This is a genomic window from Mycobacterium sp. NGS24 (assembly GCF_059813065.1).
On record NZ_JCALDW010000002.1, the window covers coordinates 398,415 to 411,876 of the forward strand.

The 13,462-nt window shown below is 67.6% G+C and carries 11 protein-coding genes and 1 pseudogene; 5 read left to right on the forward strand and 7 right to left on the reverse strand.

Annotated features, from left to right (window positions below; genetic code table 11):
• The first annotated feature begins 166 nt into the window (after positions 1-166).
• Positions 167-1,381 (forward strand): cytochrome P450, encoded by a 1,215-nt coding sequence (locus AC5Y6Y_RS04665; protein ID WP_473139597.1) that lies wholly within the window; start codon positions 167-169, stop codon positions 1,379-1,381.
• Between the two features lie 13 nt (positions 1,382-1,394).
• On the opposite strand, the gene AC5Y6Y_RS04670 is transcribed toward AC5Y6Y_RS04665, so the two are convergent.
• From AC5Y6Y_RS04670 to AC5Y6Y_RS04685, 4 genes are read right to left on the reverse strand one after another with little or no spacing between them, the layout of a single operon-like run.
• Positions 1,395-3,023, reverse strand: a complete 1,629-nt coding sequence (locus tag AC5Y6Y_RS04670; protein WP_473139596.1) for an ABC-F family ATP-binding cassette domain-containing protein — start codon at positions 3,021-3,023, stop codon at positions 1,395-1,397.
• A gap of 9 nt (positions 3,024-3,032) precedes the next feature.
• Entirely contained in the window at positions 3,033-3,860 is an 828-nt protein-coding gene (locus AC5Y6Y_RS04675) for an enoyl-CoA hydratase (RefSeq protein ID WP_473139673.1), read from the reverse strand.
• 21 nt (positions 3,861-3,881) lie between these two features.
• Positions 3,882-4,232, reverse strand: coding sequence for a thioredoxin (trxA, locus tag AC5Y6Y_RS04680; protein ID WP_473139595.1), 351 nt, complete (start codon positions 4,230-4,232; stop codon positions 3,882-3,884).
• Positions 4,229-6,244 carry a heavy metal translocating P-type ATPase gene (locus AC5Y6Y_RS04685; protein WP_473139594.1) on the reverse strand — a complete coding sequence of 672 codons (2,016 nt, stop codon included), beginning with the start codon at positions 6,242-6,244 and terminating at the stop codon, positions 4,229-4,231. The genes trxA and AC5Y6Y_RS04685 overlap by 4 nt, the downstream gene beginning before the upstream one ends.
• A 246-nt stretch (positions 6,245-6,490) precedes the next feature.
• Between AC5Y6Y_RS04685 and AC5Y6Y_RS04690 the strand changes: the two genes are divergently transcribed.
• The 4 genes from AC5Y6Y_RS04690 (at position 6,491) to AC5Y6Y_RS04705 (ending at position 11,342) form a co-directional block, all read left to right on the forward strand.
• Positions 6,491-7,453 (forward strand): PE family protein, encoded by a 963-nt coding sequence (locus AC5Y6Y_RS04690; protein WP_473139593.1) that lies wholly within the window; start codon positions 6,491-6,493, stop codon positions 7,451-7,453.
• A gap of 79 nt (positions 7,454-7,532) precedes the next feature.
• On the forward strand, positions 7,533-9,362 hold the full coding sequence (locus AC5Y6Y_RS04695; RefSeq protein WP_473139592.1) for an acyl-CoA dehydrogenase: 1,830 nt from the start codon (positions 7,533-7,535) through the stop codon (positions 9,360-9,362).
• Between the two features lie 40 nt (positions 9,363-9,402).
• The gene (locus AC5Y6Y_RS04700) at positions 9,403-10,197 is read left to right on the forward strand and encodes an alpha/beta fold hydrolase (protein WP_463825078.1); all 795 of its coding nucleotides are present in this window, start codon (positions 9,403-9,405) and stop codon (positions 10,195-10,197) included.
• Positions 10,194-11,342, forward strand: a complete 1,149-nt coding sequence (locus AC5Y6Y_RS04705) for a PP2C family protein-serine/threonine phosphatase (RefSeq protein WP_473139591.1) — start codon at positions 10,194-10,196, stop codon at positions 11,340-11,342. Before AC5Y6Y_RS04700 ends, AC5Y6Y_RS04705 begins: the two co-directional genes overlap by 4 nt.
• A gap of 54 nt (positions 11,343-11,396) precedes the next feature.
• Here the strand turns inward: AC5Y6Y_RS04705 and AC5Y6Y_RS04710 are convergent, their stop codons facing one another.
• From AC5Y6Y_RS04710 to AC5Y6Y_RS04720, 3 genes and pseudogenes are all read right to left on the reverse strand, one after another.
• Positions 11,397-11,765 (reverse strand): metal-sulfur cluster assembly factor, encoded by a 369-nt coding sequence (locus tag AC5Y6Y_RS04710; protein ID WP_463825076.1) that lies wholly within the window; start codon positions 11,763-11,765, stop codon positions 11,397-11,399.
• Positions 11,740-12,229 (reverse strand): annotated as a pseudogene (gene sufU / locus AC5Y6Y_RS04715) (Fe-S cluster assembly sulfur transfer protein SufU). Before sufU ends, AC5Y6Y_RS04710 begins: the two are co-directional and overlap by 26 nt.
• On the reverse strand, positions 12,226-13,461 hold the full coding sequence (locus AC5Y6Y_RS04720) for a cysteine desulfurase (protein ID WP_463825075.1): 1,236 nt from the start codon (positions 13,459-13,461) through the stop codon (positions 12,226-12,228). The pseudogene sufU and the gene AC5Y6Y_RS04720 overlap by 4 nt, the downstream one beginning before the upstream one ends.
• Position 13,462: the final 1 nt, after the last annotated feature.

Sequence of the window (13,462 nt, forward strand, 5' to 3'; positions counted from 1 at the left end):
ATTGCAAGGCATTTCGCACCATGAGAATTTTGACTGGAATCTTCTCACGCTAATTAGCTGATGGCGTCGCCGATCTGAGGATTCGCAGCTGGGTGGGAATCTGCAACGGTTATCAACTTCAGCGGGAAGTGTTGACCGGTTAGCTGATTGGCACGAACCTGAGGGCATGCCTGTGCTGGATGAGCCGCTCAACTTCTTCGGCGCGCAGGCTTTGCAGGATCCCTATCCGCTGTATGCACGGATGCGCGCCCAGGCCCCGGTGCACCGCATCGGGGACTCGGCGTTCTACGCGGTCTGCGGCTGGGATGCGGTCGTTGATGCCGTCCAGCGGGTCGAAGACTTTTCCTCCAACCTCACCGCGACGATGGTCTACCACGACGACGGGACCATCACCCCGTTCCCGATGATGGAGGCCGGCAGCCCCCACCACGCTCTGGCCACCGCCGATGATCCGATCCATGCGGTTCACCGCAAGATCCTGCTGCCACATCTAGCTGCCAAGCGCGTCCGCATCATCGAACAATTTGCCGGCGAGGTCGCCCAGCGGCTGTGGGTCGAGGGCCTGCGGGACGGGCGTATCGAGTGGATGAGCGCGATAGCCAACCGGCTTCCGATGATGGTCGTTGCCAAGCTGCTGGGTCTGCCCGACGCCGATGTCGACAACCTGATCAGGTTGGGCTTCGCCACCACCACGATGCTCGACGGAGTCGTCACACAATCTCAACTCGAGGCAGCCGGCGTGGCTGCATTCGAATTGTCGGGTTATGTCATGGAGCATTTCGAGAAGGCCGGGAACTCAGCCGAATCCGGTCTGATCGCCGACCTGGCGGCTCGGTACGCATCGGGCGAAGTCGATCAGATGGTGGCGATGGGCATCATGATCACGCTGTTCAGCGCTGCCGGCGAGTCCACCGCATCGTTGCTGGGCAGCGCCGCCTGGGTGCTGGCCGAACAGCCGGCGATACAACAGCAGTTGCGCGAGCATCCCGACCTGCTCAACGCCTTCATCGAAGAGGCACTCCGGTATGAGGCCCCCTTCCGCGGGCACTATCGCCACGTGTGGCGCGACACCACCCTGGGCGGGGTGCCGGTGCCGGCCGATTCCCACTTGTTGCTGATGTGGGGCGCCGCCAACCGCGACCCAGCACATTTCGAAGCGCCCGACGAGTTCCGCCTCGACCGCGCCGGCGCCAAAGGCCATGTGGCCTTCGGGAAGGGAGTGCACTTCTGCGTCGGCGCCGCCCTTGCGCGGCTGGAGGCGCACATCGTGTTCAGGATGCTGCTGGAACGCACGACCTGGATCGAGCCGGCAGACGTCGGCGAGTGGCTTCCGAGCATCTTGGTCCGTCGCTTGAACCGCCTCGAACTCGCCGTCCGGTAGATCCAGCGGGAGCTCAGGCCAGTTCGATCAGGTCGCGATAGTCCTCGGACCAGTAGTCCTCGGTGCCGTCGGGCAACAACAGGACGCGTTGCGGGTCCAGGGCTTCGGCCGCACCGGGGTCGTGGGTCACCAGCACCACCGAGCCCTGGTAGCTGCGCAGCGCGTCGAGGACCTGCTCGCGTGAGGCCGGGTCGAGGTTGTTGGTCGGTTCGTCGAGCAGCAACACGTTGGCGGTGGATGCGACCAGGCCGGCCAGCGCGAGCCGCGTCTTCTCACCCCCGGACAGCGTGCCCGCCGGCTGGTCGAGTTGCGGGCCGCTGAACATGAACGCACCGAGCAGCCCGCGCAGCTCCTGCTCGCCGGATTCGGGAGCGGCGTGCCGGATGTTCTGCCAGACCGTCGCGTCGTTGTCCAAGGTGTCGTGCTCCTGCGCGAAATAGCCGATGCGCAGACCGTGTCCGGGTTCCAGGCCGCCGGTGTCGGGCGTCTCCACCCCGGCCAGCAACCGCAGCAGCGTGGTCTTGCCGGCACCGTTGAGCCCGAGCACGACCACCCGCGAGCCGCGGTCGATGGCCAGGTCGAGCCCGGTGAACACCTCCAGGGAGCCGTAGGTCTTGCTCAGGCTTTTGACCACCAGCGGGGTGCGGCCGCACGGGGCCGGGGTGGGGAATTTGATGCGGGCCACCTTGTCGGCGACGCGTTCCTCGTCCAGCGAGGCCATCATCCGGTCGGCGCGGCGCAACATGTTCTGCGCGGCAACGGCTTTGGTGGCCTTGGCACCCAGCTTGGCGGCCTGGGTGCGCAGCGCGGCGGCCTTGCGTTCGGCGTTGGCGCGCTCGCGGCGGCGACGCTGCTCGTCGGTCGCGCGGGCGTCGAGGTACTTCTGCCAGCCCATGTTGTAGACGTCCATCTCACCGCGCACCGCATCGAGGAACCACACCCGGTTGACGACATCGGCGATCAGGTCGACGTTGTGGCTGATCATCACCACGCCACCGGTGTGCGACCGCAGGAAGTCCCGTAGCCAGCCCACCGAATCCGCGTCGAGGTGGTTGGTGGGCTCGTCGAGCAGCAACGTGGTGGACGAACCCGCGCCACTGTCGGAGGCGGCGAACAGGATTCGCGCCAACTCCACCCGGCGCCGTTGCCCGCCGGACAGGGTGTGCAACTGCTGGGTGAGCACTCGTTCGGGCAGACCGAGACTCGCGCAGATGCGGCCCGCCTCGCTTTCGGCGCTGTAACCCCCGAGCGCGACGAAGCGCTCCTCGAGTTGGCCGTAGCGGCGGATGGCGCGGTCCCGCGCGTCGTCGTCGGCGACCTCGGCCATCAACGCCTGCTGCTTTTCCAGGTCGGTGAGCAGCACATCGAGACCGCGGGCGGACAACACCCGGTCGCGAGCCAGCACGTCCAGATCGCCCTCTTTGGGATCCTGTGGCAGATAACCGATTTCGCCCTTGCGGGTGACCGTACCGGCGTAGGGCTGGCCCTCCCCCGCCAGGATCCGCAGGGTGGTGGTCTTGCCCGCACCGTTGCGGCCGACCAACCCGATCCGATCACCGGGCTGCACCCGCAGCGCCGGCCCGTCGGGTGAGAGCAGGATGCGCGCACCAGCGCGGACCTCCAGGTCCGTAGCCGTGATCACATCTGCTCCCTATTTTTCGTCGGTGAACACCGCCGGCCGTCTCTCCGCGCGTGCGGCAACCGCTTCTTCGAAGTTGGAGGTGAGTAGACGGACGAAAAGCTGTCCCAGGCCCTCGGCCTGCATGTGTCCCTCGAGACTACCGGCGTCCAGTCCACTCCAAAGTGTGCGTTTGGTCAACTCGATACCCGGACGCGAGAACGCCGCCATGCGCGCCGCGATCGCATAACAGGTGTCCAGCAGCTGGGTGGGCGGCACCTGGCAGGACACCAATCCGATCCGTTCGGCCTCCTCGGCGGAGATGTCACGGCCGGTCAGCATGATCTCGAAGGCCCGCGACGACCCGATGGCCCTGGGCAGCAGGTAACTGAGGCCGAGTTCGCTGGCGGTCAGGCCGTTGTTGATGCCCGCCGCCCGGAAGTATGCGGTGGTAGAGGCCACCCGCACATCGGCGGCCAGGGCCAGACACAGTCCGCCGCCGATGGCCGCGCCGTTCACCGCGGCGATCACCGGTTGATGCAGGCGGCGCAGCTTGAGGATGACGTCGTCGAGGATCTCCATGGACCGCAGCGCATACGTCGGGCGGGTCAGGCCATCGACGTGCGGAACCGAGCCCGCGGACTTGTGATCCGCTCCCGACGAGAAGCCCTTGCCCGCGCCGGTGAGCACCACCACCCGCACCGAGTTGTCGGTGCCGACCTCTTCAAGGGCCTCCCGCAGCGGAACCATGACGTCGAAGGCCATCGAGTTCATTCGCTCGGGACGGTTCAGGGTGATCAGGGCGATCTCGGGCCGCGGGTGTTCCAGGAGGACCAGACTCACCTGTGCACGGTATCGCAGAGCGCCCGCGGGCTGCCGGGTCTAGACCTCGGTTACTTCAGCCTCCGCAGCCTCGTAGCCCTTCAGTTGCTGGATCAGGTCTTCCAGCGCGGCCGGCGGCAGGGCGCCCGCCTGGTTAAACAGCAGTTGGCCGTTCTTGAACGCCATCAGCGTGGGGATGGACCGGATCTGGGCCGCCGCGGCCAGCTCTTGCTCGGCTTCGGTGTCGACCTTGGCGAACACCACATCGGGGTGCTTGTCGGAGGCCGCCTTGAACGTCGGCGCGAAGGCCCGGCACGGGCCGCACCAGGACGCCCAGAAGTCGACGAGCACCATCTCGTTGCCGGCGATCGTGTCGTTGAACTGTGTAGCGGTGAGGTCTTGGGTAGTCACGTCAGCGGTAACGCCGCGACCACGGTCTTTGTTCCCGGCGGGGCTGCCGGGCCGCAACCCGACGCGGCGGCCCGCCACGCCCGGTCGGTCAACAGGCGCAGTCCGTTCAGGGCGACCAGCAGCGTGGAACCTTCGTGGCAGGCGACCCCGAGCGGCAGCGGGAGCTGCCCGAACAGATCCCACAGCACCAGCACCGCGATGAGACTGCCGGCGGCCGCGAGGTTCACCGCCACCACCCGGCGGGCGTGCCGGGCCAGCCCGATGATCGTCGGAATGGTGTGCAGTTCGTCGCGGACCGTCACCCCGTCGGCGGTCTGCAGCGTGAGGTCGGCCCCGGCGCCCATCGCCACCGACGCGCACGCCGCGGCCATGGCGGGCGCGTCGTTGACCCCGTCGCCGACGACGAGCACCCGGTGCCCCGCGCCCTGTAGCGCGCGGACTGCCGCCGCCTTCTGGTCGGGCAGCATGGCCGCGCGCACGTCGGTGATGCCGGCGGCCCGGCCCACCCGTCGCGCCGCGGGCACGTTGTCGCCGGTCAGCAAGACCGGTGGCGTCGTGGTCAACGCGCTCAGCGCAGCCACCGACACCGCGGCGTCGCCGCGAATCTGGTCGGTGAGTCCGAGCAACCCGACCGCCACTCCGTTGACGACGACGACGGCCGCCGTGGCACCATCCGCCAACATCGCCGCCAGCGCGGCCGGCGGTTCCCCCCGATAGCTGTCCGGACTGCACACTTCGACGAAAGCACCGTCCACGGTCGCCCGCACCCCGCGGCCGGGCAGGGCGCGGAAGTCCTCGGCCGCCGCGATGGCGACCCCACGACGGCGGGCTGCCGTGACGATCGCGCGACCCAGCGGGTGCTCACTGAATTGCTCTGCGCCGGAAGCTAATTCGAGTATTCGGCGCGCGTCCGCCAGCTCCGGCCGCAACACCTCGACGGTACTCAATTGCGGTGTCCCACAGGTCAGCGTGCCGGTCTTGTCCAGCGCGACGACGCTGATGTCGGCGAGATGTTCCATGACCAGCGCGGACTTGACCAGGACACCGTGCCGACCGGCGTTGGCGACCGCGGACAGCAACGGCGGCATGGTGGCCAAGACCACCGCGCACGGTGAGGCCACGATCATGAAAGTCATGGCGCGCAACAGAACTGACTGCAGTGGCAGGCCGATCAACAGTGGGATCACGATCAGGGCGAGGGTGGCACCCACCACGCCCACCGAGTAGCGCCGCTCGATCTTCTCCACGAACAGTTGGGTTTTCGCCTTCGTCGCCGACGCCGCTGCTACCAGCTCGACGATGCGGGCCACCGCACTGTGCGACGGGTCGCGCGTGACGACGACGTGCAACACCCCGGATCCGTTGACCGTACCGGCGAACACCTCATCGCCCGCCGACTTGGCCGCCGGCATGGACTCACCCGTGATGGAGCACTGGTCGACCTCGGATGCGCCGGCCAGCACCGCCCCGTCGGCCGGGATGCGCTCTCCCGGCCGCACCACCACCCGGTCACCGACCACCAGTTCGCCGGCCGGCACTGTCTGTTCGTTGCCGTGCCCGTCGACCACCACAGCCCGGTCGGGCGCCAGGTTCAGTAATCCCTTGACCGAGTCCGCCGTGTGCTTGGTGGCGACCTCGTCGAGCGCCCCCGAGGTCGCGAAAATCACGATCAGCAGCGCGCCGTCGAAGATCTGCCCGATGGCCACCGCGCCCACCGCGGCAACGATCATCAACAGGTCGACGTCGAGCTCCCGGTGACGCAACGCCTGCGCCCCGGCCCACGCCGATCCCCAGCCGCCGGCGAGATAGCACGCCAGGTACAACGACCACCAGATACCCTGCGGCGCACCGCTGAGCTGTGCCGCGAAGCCGGCCGCGAAGAGCAGCAGCGCCACCGCCGCCCAGCGCACGGACATCACCGACCACAGCGCCGCGGGCCAACACAACGGGCCTACCGTCGGGCCACGCTCGGCGGCCGCCGCAGCGGGCGCTTCGACTGCGGACACGGTCATTGCGGCGGCCTCGCGGGGACAAAGTTGGGCTGGATGCACCGAGTGTATTGACGCAGGGATCCGCCCAGGTCTCGGTTCCGTTGCGGTATGTCAATGAATTGGCTTCTGCCACAAATGAAAACGACGGTGTGATGAAGTCCGGTGACCCGCGCAGGTCCCGCTGAATTCGATCCGGAAAAAGTTGGATCCATCGGTGCCGAACAGCGTTAAGCTTCGTAGGTCGCTGTCTCAATGTGGAGGTGCGAAATGTCGTACGTGGTCGCTAACACCGAGTTCGTTTCGCAGGCGGCGGGCGATCTGGCCCGGGTCGGCTCGCTACTCAACGACGCCAACGCGGCGGCGGCAGCACGAACCTCGAACGCGCTGGCTGCCGGGGCCGACGAGGTGTCTCGGGCGGTGGCGGCGGTCTTCGGGTCGCACGCCCAGACCTATCAGTCAATCAGCGCGCAGGCCAGCGCATTTCACGCACAGTTCGTGCAAACCCTGGCCCGCAACGCGGGTGCGTACGCCACCGCCGAAGCCACCAACCTCGGGCCGTTGCAGCCGGTGCTCGACCTGATCAACGCGCCCAGCCGCGCGCTGTTCAACCGGCCGTTCTTCGGCGACGGCCGCACCGGCGCAGCCGGCATGGCCGGTGAGGACGGTGGGATCTTCTTCGGGAACGGCGGTGCCGGCGGTGCCGGTGTCGCCCCGGGACAAGCCGGCGGCAGAGGGGGATCCGCCGGGTTGCTCGGGTTCGGGGGTGCCGGCGGCGCCAGTGGTACGGCCGCGGTCGGCGGCGCCGGCGGAAACGGTGGACTGCTTTACGGCGGGGGCGGCGCCGGAGGTACCGGATTCTTCGGTGGTGGCGCCGGCGGTCGCGCCTGGCTGTTCGGCGATGGTGGGGTCGGCGGGACAGCCACCTCCGCGGGAATCGGTGGCGCCGGCGGTGCCGGCGGATTCTTCATCGGCAACGGTGGCGGCGGCGGCAGCGGCGGCGGGCTCGTGTCCAACGCCAGCGGCGGCCCCGGCGGCCAGTCCGGCTTGATCGGTAACGGCGGCGAGGGTGGCGACGGCGGGGCATTCCCGCCCGGCAACGGCGGCAACGGAGGAAACGCGCTGCTGTTCGGCAACGGTGGCGCCGGCGGTACCGGCACGGCCGTCGGTTCCACTGACGGCCTGGGCGGCACCCGCGGCCTGCTCTTCGGCCAGAACGGCGCCAACGGTTAGTACCCCGTACTTACGGTTGCGTACGTTTTCCGACGTCGGACACACTTGAGACCCACCGGTCTGAGTGGAAGGAACCGCAGTGGGGCACTACATCGCCAACGTTCGGGATCTCGAGTTCAACCTGTTCGAGGTTCTCGACATCGGGGCGGTGCTCGGTGCCGGGCGGTACGCCGATCTCGACCTCGACACCGCGCACACCATCCTGGCCGAGGCGGCACGCCTGGCCGAGGGGCCGCTCGCCGAAACCTTCGCGTTCGCCGACCGCAACCCCCCGGTGTTCGACCCGGCCACGCACAGCATCAGCATCCCGCCCGAGGTGGTCAAGACGTTGCAGGCCATCAAAGACGCCGAGTGGTGGCGGCTCGGCCTGGCCGAGGAGATCGGCGGCATGGCCGCACCTCCGCCGCTGACCTGGGCCGTCAACGAGATGATCTACTGCGCGAACCCGTCGGTGTCCTTCCTGAACTTCGGCCCGGTGTTGTCCCAACCCCTCTTCCTAGAAGGCAACGAGGAGCAAAAGCATTGGGCCGCACTGGGAATCGAGCGCGGCTGGCAGGCCACCATGGTGCTCACCGAGCCTGACGCCGGCTCCGATGTAGGCGCGGGGCGCACCAAGGCCGTCGAGCAGCCCGACGGCACCTGGCACATCGAGGGCGTCAAGCGGTTCATCTCCGGCGGCGACGTCGGCGCCACCACGGAGAACATCTTCCATCTGGTGCTCGCCCGGCCCGAGGGCGCCGGCCCCGGCACCAAAGGGTTGAGCCTGTTCTACGTCCCCAACTATCTGTTCGACTCGGAGACCGGTGAACTCGGCGAACGCAACGGCGTGTACGTCACCAACCTCGAGCACAAGATGGGGCTCAAGACCTCGCCGACCTGCGAGCTGACGTTCGGCGCCACCGACGTCCCCGCGGTCGGCTACCTGGTCGGCGGCGTGCACAACGGCATCGCGCAGATGTTCACTGTGATCGAGCACGCCCGAATGACGATCGGCGTCAAGTCTTCCGGCACCTTGTCCACGGGCTACCTCAACGCGCTGGCCTACGCCAAGGAACGGGTGCAGGGCGCCGACCTCACCCAGATGACCGACAAGACCGCGCCGCGGGTCACGATCATGCACCACCCCGACGTGCGGCGCAGCCTGATGACCCAGAAGGCTTACGCCGAAGGGCTGCGCGCGCTGTACCTCTATGCCGCTGCACATCAGGATGACGATGTCGCACAACATGTTTCGGGAGCAGATCACGACATGGCGCATCGCGTCGACGACTTGCTGCTGCCGATCGTCAAGGGTGTGGGCTCCGAGCGGGCATACGAGATCTTGACGGAATCCCTGCAGACACTGGGCGGTTCGGGATTCCTGCAGGACTACCCCATCGAGCAGTACATCCGGGACTCCAAGATCGACTCACTCTACGAGGGCACCACGGCGATCCAGGCGATGGATTTCTTCTTCCGCAAGATCGTTCGCGACCACGGCCAGTCGCTGACCCACCTGACGAACCAGATCAACACAACCATCGAGAACATCGACGAGTCGCTCAAAGATCAGGCCGAACTGCTGCAGGCCGCGCTGGACGACGTCACCGGCATGACGACCGCGTTGATGGGATACCTGATGTCGGCCGCCCAGCACCCCACCGACATCTACAAGGTCGGCCTGGGATCGGTGCGCTACCTGCTCGCCGTCGGTGACCTGCTGATCGGCTGGCGGCTGCTGGTCCAGGCCGGCGTGGCCCAGGCGGCATTGGCCGGCGATCCGTCACCCGGCGACCAGGCCTTCTATCAGGGCAAAGTCGCGGTTTCGGGCTTCTTCGCCAAGAACGTGCTGCCCAAACTGGCCGGGTTGCGCAGCGTCATCGAGAACACCGACGACGACATCATGCGGATGCCCGAAGAGGCGTTCTGACGCACGGACCGACCGCGGGCGGACGTGCGATTATTACGGCATGGATGTCCGTGTCCGGAACAATGTGCACTTCCTCGGCCCCGAGGAGGCGCCGACGCTCATGCTGGCGCACGGATTCGGCTGCGACCAGGAGATGTGGCGCCGCGTCACCGCGCCGTTGAGCCGGCATTTCCGCGTCGTGCTGTTCGACCACGTCGGCTCGGGCGGTGCTGACCCTTCGGCGTGGGATCCGCAGCGTTACGCCAGCCTGGACGGTTACGCGACGGATATCCTCGAGCTCGTCGACCAGCTGCAGTTGCGCGATCCGGTCTTCGTCGGCCACTCGGTTGCCGCGATGATGGGTGTGCTGGCCGCCGCCGAGCGTCCCGACGCGTTTGCCAAGCTGGTGCTGGTGACGCCGTCACCCTGCTACATCGACGACGCCGACTACCGCGGCGGATTCACCCGCGCCGACATCGACGATCTGCTCGACTCGCTGGACAGCAACTACCTGGGCTGGTCGCACGCGATCGCCCCGACCATCGTGGGCAACCCGGATCGCCCCGAACTGTCCGAGGAACTCGCCGAGACCTTCTGCCGCACCGACCCTGCGTGCGCAAAAGTGTTCGCGCGCACGACTTTTCTTTCCGACAACCGCGCGGACCTGTCCCGGGTGTCACTACCTACGCTGGTGCTGGAATGCGCCGAGGACGCCATCGCCCCCACCGGTGTCGGCGCGTACGTCGCTGAACACATTGCCGGCAGCACCCTGGTCACCCTGGACACGACCGGGCACTGCCCGCAGCTGAGCGCACCCGAGGCCACCGCCGCCCAAATCGCAGCGTTTGCTCAGTGACAGATTTCCAACCCGAAGACTTCTTCGACAACGCGCCCTGCGGTCTGCTGTGCGCGACCACCGACCGGCGCATCACCGCGGTCAATGCCGTGCTGGCCGACTGGCTCGGGTACTCGCCGAACGAGCTGGTCGGCCGGCAGTTCACCGAGCTGTTCAGCGCCGGCGCCCGCATCCATTACGAGACCCATTTCGCACCGCTGCTCCAGGTCAATCTCAGCGTCGCCGAGATGGCGATCGACCTGGTGCGAGCCGACGCGACCCGGCTGCCGGTGTTGATCACAGCAAACGCCAAAGGATCGCCGCAACTCATCCGGATGGCGATCCACGATGCGCGCAAGCGGCGCTCCTATGAACGCGAACTGCTGGACGAACGGCGCCGCGCGGAGGCCGAGCAGGCCCGCGCGGAACTGCTGGCCGCCACCTTGCAGCGGTCGCTGCTCCCGCCGTCTTTGTCCCCGCCGCCGTCCGTGCAGGCCATCGCCCACTATCACGCCGCTACCGGCGAGGTCGGCGGCGACTTCTATGACCTGTTCCCCCTGGCGGGCGACACCTGGGGGTTTTTCCTGGGCGACGTCGCCGGCAAGGGTGCGGCAGCGGCCGCGGTGACCTCGCTGACCCGGTACACCCTGCGGGCTGCGGCGGTGATGTCCACCGCCGACCCGGTGTCGGTGCTGCACACCGTGGACAAGGTTCTCAAACAGCGCGCTCCCCGCGATGCACACACCTTCGCCACCGTCATCGTCGGGACCCTTCGCCCCTCCCCGTCCGGCATTGACGTTCATCTGGCCAGCGGTGGGCATCCACCTGCCCTGTTGCTCGGTTCGGCCGGCGAGGTCCGGGAAGTCTCCACCGCGGGCGGCCAACCCGTGGGCATCCTGGCCAGACCGGACTTCGTGGCCACCCGGCTACGTCTGGTCGCCGGCGACACGTTGCTGCTCTACTCCGACGGGCTGACCGAGGCCCGCACCGGACGGGGCCGTGAACGGTACGACGACGACGGCGCGTTGCTGCGGTTCGCGCAAGCGCACGCTCCGTCGACGGCCGCGGACCTCTTGGCCGCATTGCAAGGATTGCTGACCGACCTCGGCCGTGGCGTCGAAGACGACGTCGCCCTGCTGGCCCTCGGGGTTCCGGCTGGCCAATGACACGACACCGTGCGGCTGTCCGCCCGGAGGGCGGCCAACCACACCGCCGCTGAATCAGACGGTGAAACCCAGCGCCCGGAGTTGCTCGCGGCCGTCTTCGGTGATCTTGTCCGGACCCCACGGCGGATTCCAGACCCAGTTAATGCGCAACTCGTCGACCAACCCGCTGCCGATCAACGCCGAGCGCGACTGGTCCTCGATCACATCGGTCAGCGGGCAGGCCGCCGACGTCAGCGTCATGTCGACCAGAGCGATCGTGCCTTCTTCGCCCTCTTCCAGGTTGAGGCCGTATACCAAGCCCAGGTCGACGACGTTGATGCCCAGCTCCGGGTCGACGACGTCGCGCATCGCCTCTTCCATCTCGGCGAGCAGTTCCTCGTCGGGTGCGCTGTTCTCGCTACCGGGCAGTGCGGTTTCGCTCATCTGTCGACCTCCTCGAAAGCTGCGTGGGCCTGCGCGAGCGCATCTTTGAACGCCATCCAGCCGAGCAACGCGCATTTGACCCGCGCCGGATACTTGGCCACCCCTGCAAACGCTACTCCGTCGCCCAGCACATCCTCATCGCCCTGCACATTGCCCCGCGACGACACCATCGCGCTGAACGCGTCGACGGTCTGCAGCGCCTGCGGCACGCTCTGCCCGATCACCTGATCGGTCAGCACCGAGGTCGCCGCCTGGCTGATCGAACAGCCCTGCCCGTCATAGGAGATGTCGGCGACGGTCTCGCCGTCCTCGGACAGCGCCACCCGCAGCGTCACCTCGTCGCCGCACACCGGGTTGACGTGGAACACCTCGGCGCCGAACGGTTCGCGCAGTCCGCGGTGGTGCGGATGCTTGTAGTGGTCCAGGATCACGTCCTGGTACATCTGCTCGAGACGCAAAGTCAGTCTCTCCCAAAGAAATCCACGGACCGTCGCACGCCCGCTACCAGCCGGTCGACCTCCTCGGCGGTGTTGTACACGGCGAACGATGCGCGGGCGGTGGCGGCCAGACCGAACCTGCGGTGCAACGGCAGCGCGCAGTGGTGTCCGACCCGGACCGCCACACCGTCGTCGTCAAGCACCTGACCCACGTCGTGGGCGTGCACGCCGTCGACGACGAACGAGACCGGCGACCCGCGGTCCTGCATGGATGTCGGACCGACGATGCGGACGCCGTCGATGCGGGACAGGCCGTCGATGGCCTGGGCAACCAGTTCGCGTTCGTGGGACTCGACAGCGTCCATCCCGATGGCCTGGAGATAGCGTGCGGCCGCGGCCAAGCCGACCACCTGTGAGGTCATCGGTGTGCCCGCCTCGAAGCGCTGCGGGGCGGGCGCGTAGCTGGAGGCCGTCATGGTGACCGACTCGATCATCGAACCGCCGGTGAGGAACGGGGGCATGGCGGCCAGCAGTTCACGCCGGCCGTACAGCACGCCGATTCCGTTGGGCCCCAGCATCTTATGTCCGGAGAAGGCGGCGAAGTCGACGCCGTCCGCGTGGAAGTCGACCGGCTGGTGCGGTACCGACTGGCAGGCGTCCAGGACGGTCAGCGCGCCCACCGCGCCGGCGCGGGCGACCAGTTCGGCGACCGGCGCCAAGGCACCGGTGACGTTGGAATGATGGCTGAAGGCAACGACTTTGACGCGTTCGTCGAGCTGCAACGAGTCCAGGTCGATGCGGCCGTCGTTGGTCACGCCGTACCACTTGAGCGTGGCTCCGGTCCGGCGGGCCAACTCCTGCCAGGGGATCAGGTTGGCGTGGTGTTCGAGTTCGGTGGTGACGATCACGTCGCCCGGCCCTACCGCACGCTCGAACCGGCTGTCCCCCAGCACATATGACACCAGGTTGAGCGATTCGGTGGCGTTCTTGGTGAACACCAGTTCGTCGGGGTCGGCACCGACGAAGCCCGCAATGTCGGCCCGACCCTGCTCGTAGGCGTCGGTGGCCTCTTCCATCAACTGATGCGCACCCCGGTGCACGCCGCCGTTGGCGGTCAGCAGAAACTCGCGCTCGGCGTCGAGGACTTGCAACGGCCGCTGCGAGGTAGCGCCGGAATCCAGGTACGCCAACTGATTTCCGCCGCGCATGATGCGCTTGAGGATGGGGAAATCGGCGCGGATGGCCGTCAGGTCCAGCATG

Coding starts and splice junctions, on each gene's coding strand:
- AC5Y6Y_RS04720 (WP_463825075.1), bottom strand. CDS start 13,461: ATGCTGGACCTGACGGCCATCCGCGCCGATTTCCCCATCCTCAAGCGC.
- AC5Y6Y_RS04665 (WP_473139597.1), top strand. CDS start 167: ATGCCTGTGCTGGATGAGCCGCTCAACTTCTTCGGCGCGCAGGCTTTG.
- AC5Y6Y_RS04685 (WP_473139594.1), bottom strand. CDS start 6,244: ATGACCGTGTCCGCAGTCGAAGCGCCCGCTGCGGCGGCCGCCGAGCGT.
- AC5Y6Y_RS04710 (WP_463825076.1), bottom strand. CDS start 11,765: ATGAGCGAAACCGCACTGCCCGGTAGCGAGAACAGCGCACCCGACGAG.
- AC5Y6Y_RS04690 (WP_473139593.1), top strand. CDS start 6,491: ATGTCGTACGTGGTCGCTAACACCGAGTTCGTTTCGCAGGCGGCGGGC.
- AC5Y6Y_RS04700 (WP_463825078.1), top strand. CDS start 9,403: ATGGATGTCCGTGTCCGGAACAATGTGCACTTCCTCGGCCCCGAGGAG.